The sequence below is a fragment of the Vibrio sp. 10N.247.310.98 genome (assembly GCF_041467395.1).
Classification (GTDB): Bacteria; Pseudomonadota; Gammaproteobacteria; order Enterobacterales; family Vibrionaceae; genus Vibrio; species Vibrio crassostreae_C.
Genome location: NZ_JBFSUL010000025.1, coordinates 1 through 25,164, shown reverse-complemented (window position 1 = coordinate 25,164; position 25,164 = coordinate 1). Strand labels below are relative to the sequence as shown.

The following is a 25,164-nucleotide window of genomic DNA, read 5'->3' as shown; positions in this document are numbered from 1 at the left end:
GCTAGGCCATTCCACATGTGAAGCATACTCTTTGATGGACTTATTAAGGACAGATAAGAGAATCCATCATGTTAAAAATCAAATATTTGGCGACAGTACTGGGCTGCACATTAGCAGCGCAAAGTCATGCGTCTTTGAACATTCAACCTGATCCGCAAAACCCGAATGGTTACCTTGTTGAAAAGTCGGCTCTACAAGCTGCTGAACAAGCGAAAACATCCGATCCTATGTATGCGATCTGGTCACAGGCCCTTCAAACTCGCCCGAATACAATCGTTGAAGCGATTGAACCCGGTTCCCCCTCGAATCCTGAAAACATAAAGCGTGTAGAGCGCGTGTTCCCTCAATCTGAATGGGACTTCCTCACTCAGATGGCAGCGCCAGAATACACCTACACTCGCTTCTTACGTGCGATCGGTAAATTCCCAGCGTTCTGTGGAGAGTACACCGATGGCCGTGACTCCGATGCCATCTGTAAGAAATCCATCATCACGGCCTTTGCTCACTTTTCACAAGAGACGGGTGGGCATATCGCGATAGACAACACCTCTGATAATCCATTAGCTCTAGAAGAGTGGCAGCAAGCGCTGGTGCATGTTCGCGAAATGGGTTGGTCTGAAGGCCAAGAAGGTTACACCACCGGTTGTGGTCAGAACGATTGGCAGAATGCCCGTTGGCCATGTGCTGCGGGACAGGGCTACTTCGGACGTGGTGCTAAACAGCTTTCTTACCATTTTAATTATGGCGCGTTCTCTGAAGTGATGTTTGATGGTGACGCGACGGTGCTTCTCAACAATCCGGGCTTAGTGGCGGACTCTTGGTTGAACTTAGCTTCTGCTATTTGGTTTTTCCTTACCCCTCAAGCACCTAAACCAGCTATGCTGCATGTCATCGACCGCACTTGGACGCCATCTCAACGCGAATTGGATGCGGGTATTGGTTATGGCTTTGGTACCACAATCAACGTGATCAATGGTGGTATTGAATGTGGCGAGCAGAACAAAGACAAAGGCCAACCCGTTAACCGTATTCGTTATTGGGAAGGGTTAGCAGCGCACTATGAAATTCCGGTAGAAGCGGATGAAGCTAATACTTGTTGGCAGCAAACGCCTTACGGAAGCTTAAACCTCAACGGAGCAACGGATGTGTTGTACACCAACTGGGATGGTAACTGGAAATACTACGCAGACCGCCCAGAAGGTTACTCGTTTGAGTGTGAGCTTGTTGGTTTCCAAACGGCTTATTCCGCACTGGTGGCTGGTGATTACGAGAAGTGTGTGACCAACTTCTATGGTTCTCATGCGAGTTGGCCTGAAGTGAAAGTTGTCGATAAGCTGGATCCGGTAGATCTTGGTACTGATCCGGGTGGTAATGGTTGGAGTGCGACCAAGGTTTACAACGCGGGTGACCAAGTGACGCATAACGGCGCAACCTATGAAGCGAAATGGTGGACACAAGGGGATGACCCTGCCAATGGTGGCCCTTGGAAACTAGTAGCGGGCGAGCCAACACCACCAGTTGTGACAGATCCAACGCCTGTTGATCCTGCCCCTGTCGATCCAGAACCAGTAGACCCTGCACCCGTTGAACCACCTGTGACAGAACCGCCAGTGGTTGTCGATCCATCTGAATTTATTACGTGGCAAGCCGGTGTTAGCCAAGTGAGTAATGGCGATAAAGTGACGCATAACGGTAAGTGCTTCGTGGCTAAAAACGGCCCAGGTGTTTGGGAAAGCCCAGTTCAATCGAATTGGTTCTGGGATGAAATCAGCTGTAATTGATCGTTTGAATACTGAAGAGGTGGCCTAAGTTACGAGCTCAGTAGTACGACCATAGCGATATAAATAATCAAAAGCCGAAAGTTTCTACTTTCGGCTTTTTTCCGTTTCGAACTTTGCTATTTAAGCAGGGTGATTGGTCTATTTGGCTATGTTGAAGCGCATTTAAAGACTAATTATCCAGTTAGAGGATAAAGTTCTGTACAAATGATGCTTGTGAATTTATATTCAAATTTAATTTATATTTATTCTCTTATTTTAGGGTTAAGGTGTACCTATGGAACAGACAGATATCACGTCACTCATCCCCATTGTGATTACTTTGGTGTTGTCATTGGCGACAAGGAATGTGGTGATAGGCCTTTTTGCTGGTGTGCTGAGTGGTGTTGCAATGCTGACTGGCATGTTTAGCGAACTTAACCCGCTTGATACGTTTGGTACCATGGTGAAAGGTTACCTAGTCCCTCAACTTACCGACAGCTATAACGCTGGTGTGATCATGCTGTTGGTATTCATCGGTGGCTTTGTCGCATTGATGGAAAAGTCCGGTGGTGGCGTCGCGTTTGCAAAGCGAGTGACTCAGTGGGTAAGCAATAAATGCCAAGCTCAATTGTCAGCATGGTTGGGTGGAATCGTTATATTTTTCTCAGACTTAGGCACCCCTTTAATTGTTGGCCCTGTTTTTCGTCCCCTTTTCGATAAACTGAAACTTTCTAGACAGAAGCTAGCATTCATCATTGATTCAACCTCGTCGCCCGTTGCTATTCTTATCCCTTTCATTGGATGGGGTGTTTACATCATGAGCCTTATTCAGAAAGAGTTCACGGCGTTGAATGTCAACATGTCCGATTGGGATGCGTTCATCGGTGCGATTCCTTTTCAGTTCTATGCATTTCTTGCGATTTTCATCGTTCCGCTTGTGTCCGTTAAAGGTTTAGACTTTGGGCCAATGGCAAAAGCCGAGCGTGATTGCCAGGCGGGAATTAACTCTGGCGTGAATAACGAATCACTAAATCCGTTCTCGCATAAAAATGCAAAGGCATCTTTTGTCTGGGCACCATTGTTAGTGATGCTGGTGGTGTTGTGTGCCATGTTGGTTCCACAAGGCTTCCCGTTCCAAAAGGTCGCAGGTTCATCATTTAGAGCGGCGTTATCATCGGCTTATTTCTTTGCGGCGATTACATTAATTTCGTTAATGGCTTACTACGGTGTAAGAAAGTTGTCTGATGGTGTTTCTGTGTACTTAAAAGGCATGGGAAACATGATGCCAGTCGCGATCATCTTGGTATTGGCTTGGGCATTAAGCACCGTTGGTAAAGAGTTGGGTGCGGCAGCTTATATTGCTGAGCAAGCACAGAGCGGCTTTCCATATTGGTTAGTACCTGCGGTCGCGTTTTTATTATCGGCTATCATTTCATTCGCAACGGGATCGTCGTGGGGAACCTTCGCGATAATGATGCCATTGGTTATTCCAACCGCGATTGCGATAGATGCTCCGCTTCTCGTCGCAATTGGCGCTGTGTTGTCTGGTGGCTTGTTTGGTGACCATTGCTCACCGATTTCTGAAACCACGATTCTTTCTTCAACCGGGGCAGGGTGTGATCAGTTTGAACACTTTAAGACGCAGCTTCCTTACGCATTGATGAACGGCTCTATTGCTCTGATTAGTTTTGTAGTCGCAGGCTTTACGGGAAGTGCATTGGTTGTGTTAGGCGCTCTTGTTGCTCAGTTGATTGTCGTGACGTTGTTAGCCAAGCGCGATGCGAGTAAAAACGCTTCTTCAGACGTTCAATCTCAAGTGTCTGAGTCTAAAGCTCAACAAGCATAATTTAAGATAACGGGTGAGTGAGTAGATACGGGATGCGAGTAAACGAGTAACGAAAAGCTCGCTCTCTTGTTCTTCATTTCACTTACTTGCATCTAAGCAAACTTCCGTCATTCCCTACAGTGAGGAACGAACGTGATAGGGAATCTCTTTAGTGCGCCAAACGTGCTTATATCGAAGAGGAGATTCCAGATATTTCGTCCCTCGATTCTGGAATGACGCTTCAATCGAGACCTGCTCCTCTTATCCCGCTTACTCGAATCTAAAGACTCTTTTCGTATCTCGCATCTCGTTACTCGCATCTTTTTCATAGCGCGACAGGGAATTTGTTCATTTATAGGTTCTATGAATTAATTAGCGTTGTTATGAAACTAATTTTCCATAAGATCATTTACACAATCTTAGTTTTCGATAACTGGATTACCTAGTTGTACGGTTTATAGATTAAAATTTTCTGATAACTTTTATTGTTTTTTTTTAATCAACCACTTTAATAAGGTAAATTCGCAATGTCGACCAAACTAGCTAACCCAGCGCCACTAGGCTTAATGGGTTTCGGTATGACCACTATTCTTCTTAATATCCACAACGCAGGTTTCTTTCCAATCGATTCAATGATTCTTGCTATGGGTATTTTTTACGGTGGTTTGAGCCAAGTTATCGTGGGCACAATGTGTTTCAAACGTGGTGACACGTTCGGTACAACTGCGTTTACTTCTTACGGCCTATTCTGGTTGTCTTTGGTTGGTTTAATCGTGATGCCTTACATGGGCCTACCTGCAAGCCCTGCAGCATTCATGGGTTGGTACCTACTACTATGGGGCATCTTCACAGGCTTCATGTTCATCGGCTCTCTATGCTACCCAGTGGCGAAGCAAGTAGTATTCGGTTCACTAACTATCTTGTTCTTCCTACTTGCAGCTCGTGATTTCACTGGCAGCGAACTAATCGGTACTATCGCTGGTTTTGAAGGTATCTTCTGTGGCGCTTCAGCTATCTACTTTGCAATGGCACAAGTAATCAACAACGAATACGGCCGCACAGTACTGCCTATCGGTGAGAAGAAAGCGCCTCAAATGGCAACACAAGAAATCGCTGCTTAATACTCTAACTCGGGAACAGTTAGTTTGTTATAAGCCATTTATTGGTTATGAATAAAACAAAAGGGGTTAGCCGAAATAGCTAACCCCTTTTTTATGCGTTATTAATAGCACTATTTGTTAAAGCGATCTATTTGCTAAGGAAAGCTTAAGCTGAAGGTTGCTCTACAGGTTTAGTGTCTGCAGTTTCAGCTTCAGGAGATTTTCCTGTTTTACGCTTGTACTTCTCTTCCCAGTAGGTAGCACCTTTAATGCCTAGTTTTACAGGGTTGAACGTGTACTCAGTGACGCCTTGTTTCTGCTGTTCTTCGTAGTCTGCAAGAGCTTTAAGCGCAGGCTTAGACATGAAGAAGATGATCAGAATACCGACAATGTTTAACCACGCCATCAAACCAACACCAACATCACCCATTGCCCATGCAAGGTTCGCTGTTTTAACTGTGCCATAGAAAACGGCAGTAATAAGAACAAGCTTAAGTACGAACATCATGCCAGGAATTTTGATAGTACGACGTAGGTAAGCAATATTCGTTTCTGCGATGTAGTAGTAAGCAAGAATTGTTGTAAATGCGAAGAAGAACAGAGCAAATGCGATGAACGGCTTACCAATGCCTGGTAGTGCACTTTCAATAGCAAGCTGTGTAAATACAGGACCGTTGGCACCAATGTTTGCTGCTAGGTTCTGAACAAGGAACACACCTTCAGCGCCGCCGTGAACGTTGTAAGCACCAGTGATGATGATCATGAACGCTGTAGCAGAACATACTAGAAGAGTATCGATGTAGATAGAGAATGCTTGTACCAAACCTTGCTGAGCTGGGTGATCAACACTTGCAGCCGCTGCCGCGTGAGGACCAGTACCTTGACCCGCTTCGTTTGAGTAAACACCACGTTTAACACCCCAACCAATTGCAGCACCGAAGCCTGCCATAGGTGTGAATGCATCACCAACAATCATTGCGAAAACCGTTGGCACTTGGCTGATGTTTAGCAGAATGATAACGAACGCGATGATGATGTAAGCCAATGCCATGAAAGGAACAACGATTTGTGTGAAGTTCGCAATACGTTTAACACCACCAAAGATGATGAAAGCAAGGATGATAGCAACAACAGTACCGGTGAAAATTTTAGCGAAACTGAATGTACCGACAGCTGTTTCAATCATATCACCTGATCCAAATGCAGCTTCTACAGCATTACCAATACTGTTTGACTGAACACCTGGAAGCAAAATACCACATGCAAAAATAGTCGCGATAGCGAAGATCCATGCGTACCACTTCTGACCCATTGCTTTTTCAATGTAGTAAGCCGGACCACCACGGAACTGGCCTTCGTCTTCTTCTTTGTAGATTTGCGCTAGCGTAGATTCTGCGTAAGCAGTTGCGGCGCCAAAGAAGGCTACAACCCACATCCAGAATACGGCACCTGGGCCACCGAAACCGATAGCGGCAGCAACACCAGCAATGTTACCTGTACCGACACGGCCAGATAGCGAAACGGCTAGAGCTTGGAAAGACGAGATGCCTTTTGATGAGCTTTTACCCGATAGTAGCAAGCGCCACATTTCAAAGAAGTGACGGATTTGAACAAATCGAGTCATGATGGAGTAGAACAAACCTGCACCTAAACATAGGTAGATAAGTACTGGGCTCCAGATTATTCCATTCAAAAAATCAACGAATGACTGCATGAGTATTTTCCCTGTTAGTTTTGCTTATGATTGTTTTTCGAACAACACAATACTTCACTTGTAACCCGAGTGTTAAATTATTTAACTGCGCATTAGGATTACTGTGACATAAAGCAAGTTATAGAGGGTGTTTGTTAATGCTTAGTGCTAATTCTAGAATCGTTCCATTTAATCTGATATGCAACTAGTTGTGATTTGTTGTGTTTTGAAAAGTGAATAAATAGTGATTAATACAGAAAGGGGATCTTGAGGTGCGCATAAGAAACGAAATTGCGCAAAACAGCGGTTAAAGCCGATTAGCATAAACGGCTGACATATGGATGGTGGGATAAGTAGGTTGGAATATATCACCTGCATCAGGTGAGCTAGCAGGTCTATGAGACTATGGCTTTTGAAGGTTTGATAATTGAGGCCTTAATATCTACCTAGTAAAAGTTGTTAATTTGATGCCTGTTTCAAACAACTACGAACCCTCGCGCCTGTAATTCTTTAGCGAACTCAGACTGAGTATTTGGTTCGCCGTGAATCAAATGCACCTCTTTCGGTGGAGTCGCGATGCCCTCTATAAATTGGTAAAGATCCTCTTTATCAGCATGGGCAGAATAGCCAGACATGCCATGAATTTGAGCATTAACCTCAACGTCTTTGTTATCAATAGAAACCTGCATTTCGCCTTGTTGCAGCTCTCGTCCGAGCGTCCCGTGCGCTTGATAGCTCGCTAAAATTACATCGGTTCGTTTATCGGGAAGCAAGGCAGATAAGTAGTTCATTATCCTACCACCCTGACACATCCCAGAAGCAGCGACCACAATCGCGGGTTCACCTGTCGACTTGAGGCGATTCACGATTTTCTTGTGCATTCTATGTCCATCAACGGTAATGCACTGCTCAAAAGCGAGTGGGTGGCGTTTCAGTTCAAGACGCTGCTTTGCTTCTTGTCCCCACAACTCTTTAAAACGTCGGTATGAACGCGTCACTTTTTGAGCCATCGGAGAATCGAGAATAATAGGAATATCGCTACTGAGTTGATGCTCAAAGATCAGGTGTTCGATATCAAAAAGCAATTCCTGCGTTCTGCCGATACTAAATGCCGGAATTAGAATAACGCCACCGTCGAGCAGTGAACGATCAATGATTGCTTTGAGACGCTCAGCTCGCGTAGCAATATCATCATGTGTACTGGTGCCATAAGTGGATTCGATAAACAGATAGTCGGCTTGTCGTGGTGGCTTAGGATCGGGCAGTAGTGGTGTGTTACTTGGGCCTAAATCGCCTGAAAAGACCACCACCTCTTGGTTGGGTAACTTAATCTCGATATAGGCAGAACCTAAGATGTGCCCCGCAGGTTGAAAGCGAGCATACAGAGTATTTGGCCTATCATGATCCTTTCCGTTGTTTTGCTGTTTAGACGTGATTGGAAACCATTCCCCGTAAGGCTTGGGAGCAATTAACGAATGAATCTTTTTGAGTATCAGCTTCGACTGTTTATTGCTGAGTCGTTGCAGCTTTAAGCCATCCTCAATCATTAAAGGGGCAAGTTCAGCGGTGGCTTGCGTGCAATAAATCGGTTGGTTAAACCCACTGGCGAGTAACCAAGGTAATCGGCCAATATGATCAATGTGAGTATGGGTCAGCAGCAGAGCGTTGAGGTGGGATGTTTCAAATTCAATATCAAGAGGGCGAGTGTCCGCACCTTGAAGTTTTTTACCTTGAAGATCTAAACCTTGAAAAAGGCCACAATCGATGAGCACCGCTTGGCCTGAATCTCTTAGCTCGTGACAAGATCCTGTGACAGTATGTTTGCCACCATGGTGAATCACTTCCATCGTTTGCTCCCATTGCTCTATAAAGCCGTTAACGCCTGTTTTTATTTTGCGGATAAGCGCCAGCAAGTAAAACAAGAACAATGAGAGTTGCGATCGTTGAGTGTCTTTTTAAGTAACTGAGCGATGACTCAGTGGTTTCGTTGCGAGTTAGTTCGTAGAAGAACGGTCTGAATCCAACTCTGTTTTTTGCTGCGCCTCTAAACGAGCCACTTCGGCATCAAGCTCTGCTATTTTCTCTGCCATGAGTGCGTGACAGCGATTGGCCAACTCTCTCGCATCGCTAAGCTTGTATCCGGATACATCGATAGGTTCCAACATCTCGGTGATCACAATGCCATTATTGGCACGATTAAAGTCGATCTTATTGTGCGTGGTGCTAGTACACATCGGGGTGATAGGCACACCAGCTTCAATTGCCATTCGGAAAGCGCCTGTTTTGAATGGCAGTAGTCCACGCCCTTTACTACGGGTTCCTTCCGGGTAAACCCAAACAGACAGATCTCTCTGATGAATCGCTTCCGCCACTTGCTTGATGGTATCGCGTGCTTTGGATTTGTCTTCGCGGTTAATCATGATGTTACCGGTGATCCAATACAGCAGGCCAAAGAAAGGCACGTACAACAAATCGCGTTTGCCCAATGAAACAGTGCGTGGTCTTAGCATTCCTGGATCGGTCACAAAATCCAATATGCTTTGGTGGTTAGAGATGTAGACGCTGTTTTCTGGTGTCGGGGCATTGTCTAGGCCGCGTTGCACCAGTTTTACACCGATGATCTTTTGGAGTTGGTTGAACCAACGACAGAAAACGTACACATGCTTGGGGTTCTTGGGGCTAAACAAGCAGTAAACAAAAGCACATAGAGTGGTGAAAATAATAAACACCGTAGCCAAAATAATACGAAGAACAGCAAGCACAATTCACTCCTTACTCACCGCTGATGGCAGTGATTAAATAGTTTTAGATGCTTGAAGTTTTCACTCTATTTAACCGAATTGCAACAATTAACTGTTATAGGGTTCTGTTTTTAGATCTTTATATAAAACAAGGACTAACAATGGGTGTTTGACACGATTATCGAGCTTACACGTGTTCACCAGTAGCGAGGCATGTTCACCAATACTGTTTATTTGGATCCGATTTTTCTACCCATTCAGGATCTTGACGCGATTCCAAGTAGAGTTGTAGGCCGTTATAAGACATGAAAGCTGCAGGGCCGCCGAGGTGTTCGAAATAGTCGAAATACTCATCTTCGAGCGCACATAGGTGGGCCAAATCTTCAACCTTGTTAGCTAACGCCCATTGAATGGCAAATACAGGCGCAACTGAGCCTGAAATATTCACCTCTTCGACGTTTGGGTTAAACATTGAATTAGCTTGCTCAAGCAGTATCTCTTCTTGTTCAGACTCTTGTTGTAGTACCTCTTCGACGATCTCCGAGCGCTTGGTATTAGAGACACTTTTGTTCAGCTTAGCGATTCGCAGTGCGTAGCTAAATCGGTCTGATGAAACGATGTCGACAAGCTGCGACAACAGCTCTTTGTCTACGCCTGCAGCCTTGGTGAAATAGTCTATACACGAATTGATTGAGGCATAACGAGTACCGTCAAACTCAAAGCCACTGGTTTCGTCGTATACCTCAAGTGGGATGTCATCAACCGACAAAGGCCAGCCTTTATAATCGACGCGTTGCTTGGCGATTTGATACATTTTCCACGCGCTGCGCCCAAACCCGCCAAGTGTCGAGCCCGAGAAATCAGAATCAATAAGTTCTTGCTCTGTCCAGTTCTCACCGATGCCAAGGTGCTTAGCGTACTTGTCTATCAGAGTGTGTTTTATCTGATCGCGCACAGACCAAATTGAGGTCAGATTCTTTGAATAGTTAATTCTCGCACACTCATTACAAGCCGGCAGTGCTATCGGTGAATGGCCAATCTTGGCAACAGCCTGCGCTGTCTTAGGGAATTCAACAAGGTTACTGGAAGGTTCACCACAAAACCAACAGGTGTGGCGCAGGTTGAATGGGGTATCTATGTGTGAGTATGTGTTCATTAGTCTTTATCGGCTAGGTGCTTTAGGCGAGTTAATCATCTTCAAACAATTATCTCTGTTCGCACGTCAGCTTGCACCTTGTTTGTTTTTGTTTTTCTGACGAGATCAATTCGAGGTGTGACTCGCCTGATGAACTCATTAGGTGGATATTGATATAAAACAGTCACTAACGATAAATGCTGATTGGTGTGGCTGAACTTACATGAGCTGCTAGCAATCGCCTAAGCTCCCCATTACTATTGAGATAGACTCCTTACTCCAATAGCGCATATGTCCTCATCGATTCCTTTTTACGATAAAAATGCTCACACACTTTGCCAGCAGTACAACTCAGTGACGTTCGAGACGGTGCATAAAAGCTGGCAAGCTTATTGGCCTTTAGAGGGCGATAAAGTATTAGATGTCGGTGCTGGGAGCGGTCGTGATGTGCTATGGATGCACAAAGCCGGAGCTGATGTTATTGCGATAGAACCAAGTGCTTCATTACGCGAACAAGGCTCGAAATATACAGGCCCAAGTGTTACCTGGATTGATGATTCACTTCCCTCGCTTAGCCGCACTGAAAACCTCGGAATGCGTTTTGACTTGATATTGGTCAGTGCTGTGTGGATGCACCTTGCACCGTCATATCGAGAGCGAGCATTCAGAAAGTTATCTAACTTACTCGCTCCAAATGGCAAATTGGTGATTACCCTACGTCACGGAGAGTTTCATGACGACCGAGAGGGTTATGAGGTCTCGGTTGAAGAGCTTGAGCGTTTGTCGAAGAACAGTGCTTTGTTGGTGCGTCATGTTGATAACAGCCAAGACACCTTGAAGCGCTGTGAGGTTTGGTGGCAAACCGTGGTGATGACCTTGCCAGATGATGGCTCCGGTGATTTGAACAAGGTGCGCCACATTATTGTGAATGACAACAAGTCGGCCACATACAAGTTGGCTTTGTTGAGAACATTACTGCGAATTGCTGATGCGCATTCAGGCGCTGTGATTGATCGAACTGATGGAAAAATTTCTCTACCAGTGGGCTTGGTTGCTCTGTATTGGGTTAGGCAGTTTAAGCGACTGATTGATATCGACATAGAAGGCGCAGGGATTCAGCAAAATAGCAACACAACGAAGGGACTTGGGTTTGTAAAAGAGGATGGGTGGAATAAACTCAAACACTTAAGTGCTGATGATCTAGCGATAGGCGCTATGTTTCTCGGCGATGAAGCTAAGGCTCTACAAAAGCTATTTTCACAAACGATCAGCACCATTAAATCAGGACCTGTGACTTTCATTTATCAAGGCTCGAAAGACAACCGACTATTCGATATATACCCACCTCACAAACGACGGAAGAGCCGAGAATCACTGGTCATTGATAGTGAGTTCTTAGAAAGTTTTGGTTATTTTACTCTCGATGAAAGCCTGTGGGAGTGCTTTAGAATCTACCACTCGTGGATTGAACCGCTGGTGGTGAATCAATGGGTCATGGAGATGCAGCGTTTCGAGTTGAACCGACAGCGAAGCATTTCACTACAGACTTATCACGACTGCTTGGTATGGATCGATCAAAACCATGATACTCGCGATGTGCGTAAACGTGTCGAGCAACTTAGATCTGATCGTGCCGACATTGTCAGCGTGTGGAGTGGAAAATCATTAAAAAATGAGTATCACGTTGATCACTGTTTGCCTTTCGCTTACTGGCCAAACAACGATAAGTGGAACCTCTTTCCTACTACAAGCAAAGAGAACTTAAGTAAAAGTGATAAAGTTCCTACGGCTGAAAAGCTGCGCTCGTCTAAGTCGAGGATTCTAGAGTGGTGGCAACTCGCTTGGAACGATTCGGCTCATTTTGAACAACAATTCTTTTCAGAAGCCGCGCTTTCGTTACCTAACATCCCTGCGCAGTGTCGAGACTTTGAAGAGGTGTTCGATGCAATGGGCTTGCAGGTACGTGGTGTAAAAAGCAGACTGCTGATTAGTGAGTGGCACTGATCATTAAGTGGGCTAGTTATCCCAAATAACCCTCAACAAACTAATCATCGAGAACATAATGAAATACATCGGAATTGATGGCTGCAAGTCGGGTTGGATCGCTTGGATTGTCTCTGACAATGAGATACCTGCGTTTAAAGTGGTAAACACCCTCGATGAGCTAGCGAGTGATCTTATCGGTTCAACGGCGCTTATCGACATGCCTATTGGCTTTAGCGATTCGCTTACTCCAGATAGATTATGCGATAAAGCGGCAAGACGTTTTCTAACCAGCAAGCGTGGTTCTTCCGTGTTTCCTGTTCCGTGCCGTGAGGCGGTTTACCAAACTGATTACATTGCGGCGTGCAGTGCCAATGTGGATCAGCTTGATAAGAAGTTTTCTAAACAGACTTGGGGAATAGTGCCCAAGATCCGTGAGCTTGATGAGCTCATTGAATCTCACCCCAGTCTTTCTATCAGGGAATCACATCCTGAGGTGGTGTTTGCAGCTTTGAAAGGTGAACCGCTAGCGTTTTCAAAACGAACTCAAGAAGGCAAAGAGGAACGGCTTTCTATTATTCAGCAACTCGCCCCTCAATGGTGTGAAGGCTTGTCGTTGGCCATTTCAAATACTAAACGCAAAGACGTCGCGATAGACGATATTTACGATGCGTTCGTACTTATGTTGGTTGCCTATTACGCTTCGCAATTATCGACCTTACCAGAGCCTTCTGATGTTGGTGGAGAAGCGGATGTCGACCAGAACGGACGAGTTCGAGAGATTGTCTATTGGGACAAAACGCGCTAACAAAGCGTACGCTCAACTTGGCTTAATATGTTATTTTCCAACTCTGCTACTTTTCACTCTTACTATTTTTGAGTCTTTGATATGAAACGTTTTATTCTCGGCTGGCTGGTCACTGTGCTCAGTGCTGCGAGTTATGCCCAAGTTGCCCCTATATCTCAATGGCAATGCGACATGATGAAAAAGAACAATGTCTTGAGTAGTGGTGCGCCCGTTGGTTGTGAGCGATTATCCAAAGTGGACTTCGATTTCATTAATTTCAAAGGGGAAACGCGACAGGGCAATATGATCGTGCTTGATGTGGTTGCGCCTGCTGTTGAACAAATCTTTTCAGAGCTTAAACAGCGCAATTTTCCTCTTCATTCTGCTCGCCTTATGCGTGAATTCAGAGGGGACGACAACGCCTCAATGGATGCGAACAACAGCAGCGCGTTTAACGCTCGGCCTATTACCGGAGGAGGAGGTTGGTCGAAGCATGCCTATGGTGTGGCGATAGACATCAACCCAGTTCAAAACCCTTTCTTAGAGTTCGATAGCAACGGAAGAATAACGGTAAAGCCTTCACAATCTGCGACAAGCTATGTGAACCGTACTCGCTTTCGTGCGCGTGATGAAATAGAACGCCGCGGCATGGCTGAAGATGTGGTGGAGCTGTTTGCCCATCACGGATTTATGATCTGGGGAGGGGATTGGAATAGCCCAATCGATACTCAGCATTTTGAGGTTGGATCAAGAAAGTTCGTTAGCCAACTGCTCTCTAAACCACAACCTGAAGCCAAGGTGTTATTTGAGCGCTACGTCGAATCTTATCGACAGTGCTATCTCAAAAATAAAGGTGAGGACGCAGAAAAAGCTCGGGCTATCTGCGCAAAGAAAACAGTCGGGACTTTTTAGTGCTATGTTTATCTAGAACCGTTTGTGTTTTAGCAAGTTAAACTCGCTTCAGGTGTTTTGAATAGCTAAGGTCAGCGCTCGTCGTTGGCCTTTTTTGTATTCATTTCTTCAATAGAACACCGAGCATTGAAAAGGTTATTGGGTATCCATTAGTCAATAATCGATAAGCGAATGCAGCGCAAAGTCATCGGTTTGTCATTTAAAAACTCATAGCGTTAACGTTATGTGAGAACCATTGCTGGTGGGGGAACTCTTCGCGCAAACGCCAGTATTATTAGTGAACTGATCACAACGGACCAACTAATGAAAAAGATACCTTTGGCTCTAACTCTTTTAAGCACTCTACTTTTTTCACAATACACTTTGGCTACTGACACTTCACCTACCACTCAAAATCCCACTTACGAACTCGATGGTAAGTCGGTATTAGGTCGCACTGAGAACGTGTACCTATCTAGCGTTCAAGGGCTAAAAGACGTTCCTTTCATTGGTAAAATTGATACCGGTGCGGAAACCACTTCTATGCATGCTGAAGACATTCATGTGAAGAGCTCTAATCCCGATTACCAAAATCTCAAAGACCAAGAGTTGATGGCGGCGTTAACCGAAGACCTGTTGAACAATTCCGATGTTGATTACGATGATTGGGATGGCAGTACCTTTGCGAAATATGAGGCTGTGGTGTCTTTTAAGGTTCAAAACCCGCGGACGGGAGACATGGTATTAATCGAAGCGCCTTTAGAGCGTGTCAGCATGATACGCAGCCGCACCAGCAGCACGCCTTTGCTTCGCCCTACCGTAAAAATGTCGCTCACCATTGCAGACCAAGAGCTAAAAACCGACGTTAACCTGACCGACAGAAGCCACTTCTCTGCGCCAGTGCTGATTGGTAAAACCTTCCTTGCGGATAACGCGCTGGTGTTTGCAGGTTATGACTACTTGCAAGAGCAAGAAAACGCAACGGTGGTAGGCCGTAAAGAGGTGGTTTCTATCTCTGGAATGGCGATGAACGCGACCTTCTCATTAAAAAATCGCTACAGCATCCTTCATGCAAAAGACATCGATATAGATAAGAAGAACAGTGAAGTGACGTTTGATATGTTCGACAACGACGGCAAGCAAAAAGAGATGACATTGCCGTTGGTTCGTATGTTAAGCGTGAGCGGTAAGAAGAGACCTTTGGTGTATGTGCCTGTTCAACTCGATGAAAACACGACTAAAGACGTTCTGGTGTACCTACGTGAGCGCTCGAGTAGTGAGTCGCAGTTGAGATTTGGAACCAACACAGCCAGCGAACTCTTCATGATTGATACCAGTGCTGAGAATATTTTATCCGAAGGTTCAAAGAACTTTAGTGATGTGGCTGAGTCTGGTGAGCCTATGATTATCTCTCCGGAAGAGGACATCACCTTAGATGATTTCCCGCTTAAGGCTGTGGCTTCTTTCACTGTCAATACGCCTTTGTTGAAGGTCGACAGTTTTGAAATGACAGGTAAAGGCAAAGATGCTTCCGTTGAATTTTATCTTACGGATGTAAATGGTGAGAAGCAGAAGGTGACCAAGCCAATTATTAAGAAGCTTAAAGTCGGGGATGATACTCGTCCGGTTGTAAGTGGTGAGTTTGCGGTGTCTGGAAAAGTGCGTACGCAAGAGTTCGCCATCGACGTGCTCAATACAAATGAGAAAGAAGCGTACTTTATTTTAGGCAAGAAGATGGCAAAAGAGGGCGTTTACGTTAATACGCGTTCTGATTACCTTCTGAAAGCCGAACCACTGTTTAAAGTTGGGCATATTGAAGTAGTAGAAGTGAACGGCATGAAGTTCCCGGCCAAGCTCGACACAGGTGCCGATGTAAGCTCAATGAACGCAGTCAACATCAAACGATTTAAGAAAGATGGCCAAGACATGGTGAGCTTTACCTATCAAAACAACCAAGGCGATAAGCAAGATTTCACCAAGCCAGTGATTGATGTAATGCGCATTAAAGCCAAGAAAGGCGAGAAGGTGAACATTCGCCCTGTGGTAGAAATGAAGGTTAAGCTCGGAGACCTAGAGAAAGAAGTAAGGGTAAACCTTCAAGACCGCTCTCGCTTCGAATACAGCATGATCCTAGGTAAGAACTTCTTGAAGCACGGCGCAGTAGTGAGCAGCGATGAAGATTACTTGTTAGGTGATATGGAGTAACCCCTAAACTTATCTAAGTTCGTAGCAGAACAGATCTAAACAGCCACACATTTCATTAATGGGATGTGTGGCTTTTTGTTGATTGTTAATTGTTAATTGTTAATTGATGATTGTTGCCGTGACAATATTTCAAGTAATCGTTTGTTTTTACTCAAGAGACAGATCGACTAGACTACAATGAAGTGGAATTCACTTTAATTTTTAAAACATCGTATTCGGCAGGCGAGTAAATCGTGCTGTCGGATCGAGAGAGAGAGCATGTCAAAAGCAGAAAAATCTTCGCGTAAGCTTAGTTTAATTATTATTTCGGTTATTTTAGTAGTGTGGCTTTACAGTTTGTGGGCCGACCGCGTCACACCAATGACGGGGATCGCCCGTGTTCACTCTTATATTGTGCGTATTGCTCCTGAAGTTTCTGGCAATATCACGTCTGTGCAAACTGAAAATAATCAGGTCGTTGAAACGAACCAAGTGTTGTTTGAAATTGATGCTCGAAACTATCAGATCAGTTTGCGTTCCGCTGAAGCGAATCTTGCTCAAGTAGGCCAAAATATTGGCGCAAGCACAGCGGCGGTTAACGTTGCACAAGCGAAAGTGACCGAGGCGGTTGCGGCTCGGGATAATTCTCGAGAGCAAGCGAGTCGAGTGAGTGAACTCGCCAGTAAAGGGCTGGTTAGCCGCTCTGAATTAGACAACGCCATAGAGAATCGTGATCGTGCTGAAGCGTCATTGAAAGCCGCAGAAGCCTCTTTGGTTCAGGCAAAACAAGCGTTAGGGCCAGAAGGGAGTGATAATCCACAAGTGTTGGCGGCGATTGCAGCCCTTGAGCAGGCTCAGCTCAACTTACAGAAAACCCAAGTGATGGCTCCTTCTCATGGCGTGGTGAGTAACCTACAACTGACGGTAGGCCAGCGAGCAACCGCAGGCTCACCTGTTTTGACCTTTGTTGATCCGCGAGAGGTGTGGATATCTGCGTTATACAGAGAAAACTCGCTAGAGCATATACAAGTCGGGCAAAGAGTTGAGATCGTATTGGATGCGTTACCGGGGCGAGTGCTATACGGCACGGTTGATAGCATTGGTTGGGGAACGGGTGGCAGCAATAGCACTGACCAAGAGACTGGCTTTTTAAATTCAGACACCAATTCTATTGCCGCGCAGCGCTACCCAGTCAATATTGTGTTTGATCATGGTGAGGTTCCAAGCAACATTCGTTTTGGTTCACAAGCCACAGTGGCTGTCATGACAGAGCAAAGTACCCCAGGTGAGTGGCTTGCTCAGCTTTGGATGAGAATTCTAAGCGTGTGGACTTATGTTTCATAGCTCAGCTAACTCCATTATTCGATTGGTGTTACTGCCGCTTTCGCTATTGTTCTACCATCAACAAAGTGGGCAGATGCTCGCTGTTTTGTCGCCCATATTTGTTGTGATGTTCATGACATTGATGCCATCCAAACCACCGATTAATTTAATATTAAAGGTGATTGTTGCATTAATCTTAATCAGCTTTGGTGTGGTGTTTTTTGGTAGTGTATTGGTCGACTCGCCAACCGGTTTTGTCCTCTATTGCTGGCTATTGCTGTTCTGGAGTTATCAGCGTAGCCATCAGAATACAAAAGATATCATCGCGACACTGACCATTATCGTGGTCATCGTGATGGTGGTGGTCAACAAGCAGATGCATCTCCCAATGGCGGGATTGCCCCTATTGTTCTTTGAAAAGCTGGTGATAGCTTTGATCGTCACTTACTTGGGGTTCTGGTTGTTCCCGGGGGATGAAGTGAATGTCCTTCCGACTGCGGCCGTTTCCGATGCGCCCACTACTGGTGACTATATCATGGTTGCATTTAAAGCGACCGCGGTTGTGGTTGTGCTGGCGATTTTGGTAGGAAATTCGGTGTCACAAACGATGTTGATTGCGATTACGCTTGGCAGTATGTTGAAAAGCCCATCGAATCACGACCACCGTACATTCAGCCGAAACAAGCTTGTCACCACTGGCGTTGGCATTCTGTTTACGTTACCTGTGATGATCATGATGGTGTCAGGCGCTCCAATCTTGGTTATTTATGGCGTGAGTTTGGTGTGTGGTTTGCAACTTGCGTGTTTTGCTATCAGGCGGCAGGCGAATCTGACGATTTATCAGCTCTTGTTTACTAATTTTACGACCTTGGCTTATCAGATCATCAGCCACCCAGGATCTGCGTCCCTCTCGGCACAAATGACACGTCTATTTGCCATTGTTTGTGCAGTCATGGTTGGCGCAGTGGTACTGGGCTTTCTCAGCAGTAATACTAATCATAGTCATACCGATCACAGTAAGTGATTAATATTTATAAGTAATAATAAGGGGATAGCGCTGACGAGTTATCCCCTTTTCACAATATGGGTTAACGACTCAAATGCCATCAGTAAAGAGCCATTTGATGAAGTGACGTGTTACTTCAATAGTCTGACTAACAAAGCGCCCGGTTCACGCATCGGATCTTGATTGACACTGAGTACATAGCCATCAGCAGGGGCGTAATAACGTTGTTTCTCAGAACCAAAACTATCATATTGAATTGAAATCAATTGTTTTGATTGTACTGATTCACTGACCTTAACTTGAGGGAGAGCGAAACCACCGACATTGGCTCTAATGGTCACCGTTTCTTTGCCTTCAAAGCAGGCATAGTGAGGCTGATCTATCTTTGTAGAGATGATATTTTCCGAGTGCAGGATATTCATCACGCCATTCACTGAACGCTCAATGAGGTCGGGTTGTAAAACCTTTCCAGAACCAACCTCGACGGTGATAGTGGGCGTACCACTCTTATTGAGCTGCGTTTCTAAAACGCCATCATCACCTGGATCATCAAAAATACAGTCAGGATTGATCAATCGAGCCATTTTGATTGCTGCGGGGATTCGATAATCGGCAAAGACATACAAAGGATACTCTGCTCCGCGAGTTTGGGTATGCAGATCGATAGCAAGATCCGCATTATGGCTGAGTAGGTTCTGCCAAATTGAATGTGTAAAACGTTGTGAGGCATCACCGTTCGGGTTTCCAGGGAATATACGGTTAAGGTTTGCTGGGGATGCATCCGGATCCGATGAAATAAAATCTCGGCTGTGCATCAACATACCTGACACATTAATCATCGGAATAATGATGACTGTGCCGTGTATCTCCTCGTTTACGAGCTTTTGAATGACCTTCTGTGCGGTAATAACTCCATTTAATTCATCACCATGAACGCCTGCCGTTACCATTATTTTGCGAGCATTTTGACTTTGCTCACCGCGATAGACGACCACAGGTAAATGATGATTTTGACCAACACCGTTAGTTTGTGCCTCAAACCAGAAACGATGGCATCCCATCGGTAAGTCATCAACATTGAGTTGAGATATTACAGGGTGTCCATTTAGAACATCATTGGTATAAGTAGTTTTTCTCACACTAGTTTCCTTTGTCTCTGGTTCACAATCTATTCTGAGTCTGTGTTGGATGATTGTTATTGAAAGCTGTGATTAAAAATGGGCAGTAAACTGCCCATTGAGATACACGTAAATATTGAAAGGCGCTGTTATGCAAAACCCAGCAGGTGAGCCGAAACAATAATAACGCTCGACAAGCAGAATAGCAGCACGATAAAGCGCCAGCAGAATTTTGCCCAATCACCCCAGTCAATGCGGCATACACCTAGTGTTGCCATCAAAGAAGCTGATGTTGGGACGATGATATTGGTAAAGCCATCACCTAGCTGGAATGCTAAAACCGCGACTTGACGAGTCACACCTGCTAAATCGGCGAGTGGCGCCATTAATGGCATCGTTAGAGCTGCCTGCCCTGATCCTGACGTTACAAAGAAGTTGAAAATAGCTTGGAAGGCGAACATCAGCCAAGCAGCCATCGCTTCTGGCAATGCACTAATCACACCGCCCGCACTGCTTAAGATTGAATTCAGTACGCTTGGCTCGGTTGCATCGCTGCCGCCGCCTAAAATCAGCAAGATACCTTTAGCACTACCCACAAGAATAGCGGGCGCTAGCATCACACTTGCGCCTTCCTTAAATGAATCGGCCATGTCGTTGATGGTCATATCATTTAATCGGAAAATAACACCGATTAAGCCAGCAACAAATCCCATAGTGAAAAACTGAGAGGCAATTTCAGGAATGTACCATGCGTGAACCACTACACCCCAAATAACCCAGGTCATGCTCGCTATCACGGTGAGAATCACCAACGTATCGCCGATATTCCAACGTGATTGAGTCAAGTCTCCTTGTTGCTTCTTGAAGTAAACATCACCAGCTTTACTGTAAGATTTCGAAGGGTCTTTCTTTACCGAATTCGCATACCACATCGTAAAAGCGATGCCGAGCGCGGTGAAGAAAACCCATAGAGCGATACGCACCGATGCCCCAGATAAGACAGGTACACCAGCAATGCCTTGGGCAACAGCAACAGAAAATGGGTTCATCCAAGAAGCAGCAAAACCAATCTGAGTCGCTACGTACGTCACCATTACCGTAGTAATACCATCATAGCCAATACGTACCATTAGCGGCGCGATAATAATGGCAAAGGCGACGGCTTCTTCACCCATACCAAATACAGCCCCACCGAGCGAGAACAGTGCAAATAATACTGGAATGAAAAGCGATTGACTGCCCTTGGTTTTGTCTATGAGACGCAAGATACCGTTATCAATAGTACCTGTGCGCATCACAATGCCGAAAGCACCGCCAATCACAAGCATAAACATGATAACGCCGATTGCTGAACCCCACTTAGATCCAGACACTAAACCTTCAAATACGAAGTTCATTAAGCCGATATCACCACCGCTGGCGAATAGTCCGACAGTATTGTAAATCGGGTTGCCTTGGGGGTCGGTGTGATAGGAAAATGAAGCTGGATCTAGAACGGTACGAGTTTTCTCTGCACCATCAGAAACATAGCTGATGTCTTGTGTTTCAAACATGCCTGCAGGTATGACATATGTCATTGCAGTCGCAAGCAACGCGATAAAGAAAATTAGCACCAGAGTATCTGGCATTTTCCATGTCTTATTTTGGATGGTATCCGATGTTGTGGTTGTCGTGCTCATTGTCAGTTTTTAGCTATAATTAAGATTGGCATAAAATATCACTAATTAAGCATATAATGTCAATTTTAAGTTGGTTTTTGGCTTGTTTGGTGGTGTTATGTTCTTGTTTTTGCGTGGCATGATGGTTTTTATTTTTAACTTGTTATTGCCTGGTTTTATTTAGAGGTAAAAAGTCCTAGCTCAGGTGCTTTTTAAGCAGTGCGGTAAGTTTCATAGAGCGACTCTGGATATATAAAAAACTATACCTTATGAGACTGTATCTAAGGTTGTCTCAAAAGCATTGACTTAGAGTTTTGATACATGAAATCCTGTAAGTGTTAAGAGGTTTTGAGACACTAGGAGTAAGCATGGCGAACGTAGGTTACATTCGAGTTAGTACAGCAGAGCAGTCCACCAGCAGACAGTTAGCAGATGTGAAACTGGATAAGGTGTTCGAGGAAAAGGTATCAGCTAAGACAGTAGACAGACCGCAGTTACAGGCATGCTTGGATTATGTCAGGGATGGAGATGTACTACATGTTCACAGTCTAGACCGTATCTGTCGTAGCGGTGCAGGTGATGCTGTTGGGCTGGTGGAGCAGATGAATAAGAAAGGTGTCTCGGTTCAATTCCATAAAGAGGGTATGAGATTCGATGGTGCTATGAGTGCAGCACAGAAAGGCGTACTGGGAATACTGGCTGCCGTTGCTCAAATGGAACGTGAGCTAATCAAAGAGCGTCAAGCGGAAGGCATAGCAGCAGCCAAGGCAGCAGGTAAACACATCGGCAGACCGAAAGCGCAAGTCACTAGGGATGATGTCCAGAAGCTATTAGATAACGGTGTACCAAAAGCTAAAGCAGCCAAAGAGCTAGGTATAAGTAGGGCTACGCTGTACAGGCTCTTTGACTAGAGTAATGCTATCGGAAGTTGCTGCGTAAGCTCTTTAGGTACGTCAGGTCGTTCTTGGTAGTGCCCTTTGATTGAGGAATCATCTTTGTACCAGCAATCACAGCAGCACTAGCTAAACCAGCTACTAATGGGGGTACCCCAAAAGAGGCTGCCGCTACAATACCGCCTACAGCTAAACCTGTGCCAACGATGCCATCAAGACCTGACAGGACAGACCGTAAGGAATCAGGGAAGACTCTTATCCTAGATTCACGCATTGTTCTATCCACGTCTCTGACAGCTTGCTCTAGCCTGTTTAGCTGGCTGTTACGCGCGCTCGGTATGTCAGCAGCACCAATAATCTGTTGATACATTTCATCTAGATAACACCTAAACGCTACTAGTTCATCGTGGTGCTGAAGTTTGAATTCTAGTATGTCTTCCAGAGGTGTGTTGGCACTAGGTACTGGAAGCATGTTGTACAGTTCTATCTCGATAGCTGGCTTGTCTTCTGGGTCGAATGACAGGAGGGATGTAGAAACTTGAGCCTTTGATCATTGCCCCGGCTCTTTACCTGATTGCAAAAGGTAGACATCCTCATGCGCCTGTAGGATTTGGTCACCACAAGACCTGTTTAAAGTCATGTTGGTACAATCGTTAATGCGAGCTGACATTGCATTGCCAAGATAGAGTTGCCTGACGTTGGAAAGGTCAACAGCTCGGAATGATTGAGGGCTGCCATAAGGAGTGCGAATCAGGTGACCAGAAGACTCTAGGGTTCTGAATTGTTGGCAATCAAATTCGATGAATGAACTTTTAGGAATGTCTATTTTATCCCAATACGTGAGGTACTTGCGCAGCTCGAAGTCATCTACCGCCGACTTAAAGAGAACTTGCCCCGTGGGTAAGTACGAGAACTGGGGTGATAATACAACGCCTCTTTCCATTGGCAAGCACCTATTAATCAGATAGTTAGATAACCATGATAATGCAAGGTGTTGAATAGGGGAAAGGAAGAGAATAGACTTTATGAAGTGTGGCACTTTACTGTGGCACCCATACAAAAACAGCGCTATCCCAAAAGGCGCTAACCTATTGAAATAACGCTGTTTCCAAACGTTTGGTGGAGCTGGCGGGAGTTGAACCCGCGTCCAAAAATCATTCATCATTGGTACTACATGCTTAGTCGATCTTTAATTTCACCAGCAACCTGCGAACCGACACGCTAGTTAAAGGCTAACCTGAATTATAATTCGCGCTTTTCCTCTCAGGTGGGAGAAGCCACGCTAGCTAGTTTGGGTTTGATCTCTTATTGGTCCCCGTCTTACGAGCGGAAGCTAGGGTAAGAGAGCTCTGAGCAGGTTATTAAGCTGCTAGTGCGTAGTTTTCGTCGTTTGCGACTATTTTTTTGCGGCTTTTAACGTGGCCAACCGCCCCACGGCATGCACCTCAGACTTCAAAATTCCTGTCGAATCCTAAATCAGCCCCAAGTGTTATTTGCATAGTACCAGAAAAGCTTACCCTGTCTAGCACTGTGCGTTTAAGTGCTTAAAATTAACGCAAATTACTCTTCATAATTCGTGCTTTATCTCTCGCCCAATCTTTTTCTTTCATATCAGTACGTTTATCGTGCAGCTTTTTACCTTTCGCTACGCCAACTTTAATCTTCGCCCAAGAGCGAGACCAGTAAAGTGCGGTTGCGACAAGCGTCATGCCTTCACGGTTAATACGACCGATAAGGTTATCGAGTTCTTTTCTCGACATTAGTAGTTTACGGATGCGTGTTGGGTTCGCCACGATATGAGTACTCGCTTGAGTTAGCGGAGTGATCGTCATACCACTGATGAATGCTTCGCCATCTCGGATGTAGACGTAGCTTTCTGCGATATTGGTTTTGCCTTCACGTAGGGATTTTACTTCCCAGCCTTGTAGCTCAAGCCCCGCTTCTATCTCATCATCGATGAAATATTCGTGGCGAGCTTTCTTATTAAGCGCAATGGTATTACTACCGGCTTTTGATTTTGATTTATTCTTTGCCATAATGGCCTCATTATACGGATTGCACCCTAGTTGGGGAATCCTTTTTATTTGCGCTCTGGCCCAATACAATTAAAATTGCAGTTTGTGTTAATGTAACGCTGTCTTTAACAGGAGTCTATATGCCAAAGGTTACTCGTTCAGCATTAGTGTCGTTTAGTGCCGACCAGATGTTCAACTTGGTCAATGATGTTGCTCGTTATCACGAGTTTTTGCCAGGGTGTTCTGGTTCACGTGTGATCGAATCTTCAGATTCAACTATGGTGGCTTCGGTTGATGTCTCTAAAGCTGGTATTAGCAAAACATTTACCACATCGAACCGCTTAGCAGATGGTGCTGAGATCTTGATGGAGCTGGTGGATGGCCCGTTCAAAAAACTGCAGGGTGGTTGGTATTTTACTCCGCTCGATGAGCAAGCGTGTAAGGTTGAGCTTAAGTTGGAGTTTGAATTCTCTAGCCGAATGATTGAAATGGCATTTGGTAAGGTTTTCAATGAGCTGACGAGCAATATGGTCAGTGCTTTTACTCAACGCGCGAAACAGGTTTACTAAGCCATGACTATTGAATCAGATATGATCCACGTAGAGGTTGTGTTTGCGCTTCCGCACGAACAGCGTGTGTTTACCTTGGTGGTGAACAAAAACGCGACTGTGGAAGAGATTATTGCGCAGTCTGGTGTTTTGGAACTGTATCCAGAAATCGACTTAGCGAAAAATAAGGTTGGCGTGTTCAGCCGTAACGTTAAGCTAGATGCGACGGTTCGTGATAAAGACCGTATCGAAATCTACCGTGCACTGTTAGCCGATCCAAAAGAGATTCGCCGTAAGCGTGCTGAACAAGCGAAAGCGGCGGCTAAATCGTAATACCAAACAAATTTGAATGATAAAGAAGCTCGCATTAGCGAGCTTTTTTTCATCTGTTTGTTAGACAATACAGTCTACAGTCTCATTTGTTAGCAGATATTAAAAAGCCTGCTCATATGAAGTGACCCCGTAAAGTTGGACATTTCTGTTAAGCGGCTTTCAAGGCCTGAG

General features: G+C 45.1%; 21 protein-coding genes and 1 other RNA gene. 12 read left to right on the top strand and 10 right to left on the bottom strand.

What is annotated here, in order from left to right; translation table 11 throughout:
* Window positions 1-68: 68 nt before the first annotated feature.
* From AB6E78_RS11930 to AB6E78_RS11920, 3 genes are all read left to right on the top strand, one after another.
* Window positions 69-1,781, top strand: coding sequence for a glycoside hydrolase family 19 protein (locus AB6E78_RS11930; RefSeq protein WP_372133664.1), 1,713 nt, complete (start codon window positions 69-71; stop codon window positions 1,779-1,781).
* A gap of 274 nt (window positions 1,782-2,055) precedes the next feature.
* Window positions 2,056-3,606, top strand: coding sequence for a Na+/H+ antiporter NhaC family protein (locus AB6E78_RS11925; RefSeq protein WP_065584648.1), 1,551 nt, complete (start codon window positions 2,056-2,058; stop codon window positions 3,604-3,606).
* Window positions 3,607-4,112: 506 nt separating this feature from the next.
* Window positions 4,113-4,706, top strand: a complete 594-nt coding sequence (locus tag AB6E78_RS11920; protein WP_010440610.1) for an acetate uptake transporter — start codon at window positions 4,113-4,115, stop codon at window positions 4,704-4,706.
* A 145-nt stretch (window positions 4,707-4,851) separates the two neighbouring features.
* On the opposite strand, the gene AB6E78_RS11915 is transcribed toward AB6E78_RS11920, so the two are convergent.
* The 4 genes from AB6E78_RS11915 to AB6E78_RS11900 all read right to left on the bottom strand — a co-directional run bounded on the left by AB6E78_RS11915 (window position 4,852) and on the right by AB6E78_RS11900 (window position 10,275).
* Window positions 4,852-6,399, bottom strand: a complete 1,548-nt coding sequence (locus AB6E78_RS11915; RefSeq protein WP_372133662.1) for an alanine/glycine:cation symporter family protein — start codon at window positions 6,397-6,399, stop codon at window positions 4,852-4,854.
* Window positions 6,400-6,854: 455 nt separating this feature from the next.
* Window positions 6,855-8,225 carry an MBL fold metallo-hydrolase gene (locus AB6E78_RS11910; RefSeq protein ID WP_372133660.1) on the bottom strand — a complete coding sequence of 457 codons (1,371 nt, stop codon included), beginning with the start codon at window positions 8,223-8,225 and terminating at the stop codon, window positions 6,855-6,857.
* 147 nt (window positions 8,226-8,372) lie between these two features.
* Window positions 8,373-9,140: a 1-acylglycerol-3-phosphate O-acyltransferase gene (locus AB6E78_RS11905; RefSeq protein ID WP_065584647.1), complete on the bottom strand. Its 768-nt coding sequence runs from the start codon at window positions 9,138-9,140 to the stop codon at window positions 8,373-8,375.
* Window positions 9,141-9,336: 196 nt separating this feature from the next.
* Window positions 9,337-10,275, bottom strand: a complete 939-nt coding sequence (locus AB6E78_RS11900; protein ID WP_048658812.1) for a hypothetical protein — start codon at window positions 10,273-10,275, stop codon at window positions 9,337-9,339.
* A 270-nt stretch (window positions 10,276-10,545) separates the two neighbouring features.
* On the opposite strand from AB6E78_RS11900, the gene AB6E78_RS11895 reads away from it, so the two are divergent.
* The 6 genes from AB6E78_RS11895 (at window position 10,546) to AB6E78_RS11870 (ending at window position 18,446) form a co-directional block, all read left to right on the top strand.
* On the top strand, window positions 10,546-12,258 hold the full coding sequence (locus tag AB6E78_RS11895) for a class I SAM-dependent methyltransferase (RefSeq protein ID WP_372110122.1): 1,713 nt from the start codon (window positions 10,546-10,548) through the stop codon (window positions 12,256-12,258).
* A gap of 58 nt (window positions 12,259-12,316) precedes the next feature.
* The gene (locus tag AB6E78_RS11890; RefSeq protein ID WP_372104493.1) at window positions 12,317-13,045 is read left to right on the top strand and encodes a DUF429 domain-containing protein; all 729 of its coding nucleotides are present in this window, start codon (window positions 12,317-12,319) and stop codon (window positions 13,043-13,045) included.
* 81 nt (window positions 13,046-13,126) lie between these two features.
* Window positions 13,127-13,936, top strand: a complete 810-nt coding sequence (locus tag AB6E78_RS11885; protein ID WP_372133658.1) for a M15 family metallopeptidase — start codon at window positions 13,127-13,129, stop codon at window positions 13,934-13,936.
* A gap of 303 nt (window positions 13,937-14,239) precedes the next feature.
* Complete coding sequence (locus AB6E78_RS11880) at window positions 14,240-16,120, top strand: ATP-dependent zinc protease (protein WP_372133656.1); 1,881 nt, start codon at window positions 14,240-14,242, stop codon at window positions 16,118-16,120.
* 258 nt (window positions 16,121-16,378) lie between these two features.
* A complete protein-coding gene (locus tag AB6E78_RS11875) occupies window positions 16,379-17,443 on the top strand; it encodes an HlyD family secretion protein (protein ID WP_017059741.1) in 1,065 nt (354 codons plus the stop codon).
* The gene (locus AB6E78_RS11870; protein ID WP_017059742.1) at window positions 17,433-18,446 is read left to right on the top strand and encodes a DUF2955 domain-containing protein; all 1,014 of its coding nucleotides are present in this window, start codon (window positions 17,433-17,435) and stop codon (window positions 18,444-18,446) included. The genes AB6E78_RS11875 and AB6E78_RS11870 overlap by 11 nt, the downstream gene beginning before the upstream one ends.
* Before the next feature lie 113 nt (window positions 18,447-18,559).
* Here the strand turns inward: AB6E78_RS11870 and AB6E78_RS11865 are convergent, their stop codons facing one another.
* Together AB6E78_RS11865 and yfcC are read right to left on the bottom strand one after the other, a co-directional pair.
* A complete protein-coding gene (locus AB6E78_RS11865) occupies window positions 18,560-19,567 on the bottom strand; it encodes a succinylglutamate desuccinylase/aspartoacylase family protein (RefSeq protein WP_372133654.1) in 1,008 nt (335 codons plus the stop codon).
* A gap of 128 nt (window positions 19,568-19,695) precedes the next feature.
* A complete protein-coding gene (gene yfcC / locus AB6E78_RS11860) occupies window positions 19,696-21,174 on the bottom strand; it encodes a putative basic amino acid antiporter YfcC (RefSeq protein ID WP_372133673.1) in 1,479 nt (492 codons plus the stop codon).
* 398 nt (window positions 21,175-21,572) lie between these two features.
* On the opposite strand from yfcC, the gene AB6E78_RS11855 reads away from it, so the two are divergent.
* Complete coding sequence (locus AB6E78_RS11855) at window positions 21,573-22,115, top strand: recombinase family protein (RefSeq protein ID WP_372131445.1); 543 nt, start codon at window positions 21,573-21,575, stop codon at window positions 22,113-22,115.
* A 7-nt stretch (window positions 22,116-22,122) separates the two neighbouring features.
* Here AB6E78_RS11855 and AB6E78_RS11850 read toward each other — a convergent pair whose 3' ends face one another.
* The 4 genes from AB6E78_RS11850 to smpB all read right to left on the bottom strand — a co-directional run bounded on the left by AB6E78_RS11850 (window position 22,123) and on the right by smpB (window position 24,133).
* Complete coding sequence (locus tag AB6E78_RS11850) at window positions 22,123-22,584, bottom strand: DUF6236 family protein (RefSeq protein WP_372133671.1); 462 nt, start codon at window positions 22,582-22,584, stop codon at window positions 22,123-22,125.
* Between the two features lie 63 nt (window positions 22,585-22,647).
* On the bottom strand, window positions 22,648-23,040 hold the full coding sequence (locus tag AB6E78_RS11845; RefSeq protein WP_372133651.1) for a hypothetical protein: 393 nt from the start codon (window positions 23,038-23,040) through the stop codon (window positions 22,648-22,650).
* A 174-nt stretch (window positions 23,041-23,214) separates the two neighbouring features.
* Window positions 23,215-23,581: a transfer-messenger RNA gene (gene ssrA, locus AB6E78_RS11840) on the bottom strand.
* Window positions 23,582-23,647: 66 nt separating this feature from the next.
* Window positions 23,648-24,133, bottom strand: a complete 486-nt coding sequence (smpB, locus tag AB6E78_RS11835) for an SsrA-binding protein SmpB (protein WP_004735156.1) — start codon at window positions 24,131-24,133, stop codon at window positions 23,648-23,650.
* A gap of 119 nt (window positions 24,134-24,252) precedes the next feature.
* On the opposite strand from smpB, the gene AB6E78_RS11830 reads away from it, so the two are divergent.
* The gene (locus AB6E78_RS11830; protein WP_017065998.1) at window positions 24,253-24,681 is read left to right on the top strand and encodes an SRPBCC family protein; all 429 of its coding nucleotides are present in this window, start codon (window positions 24,253-24,255) and stop codon (window positions 24,679-24,681) included.
* Between the two features lie 3 nt (window positions 24,682-24,684).
* On the top strand, window positions 24,685-24,993 hold the full coding sequence (locus tag AB6E78_RS11825; RefSeq protein WP_017069541.1) for an RnfH family protein: 309 nt from the start codon (window positions 24,685-24,687) through the stop codon (window positions 24,991-24,993).
* Window positions 24,994-25,164 lie beyond the last annotated feature (171 nt).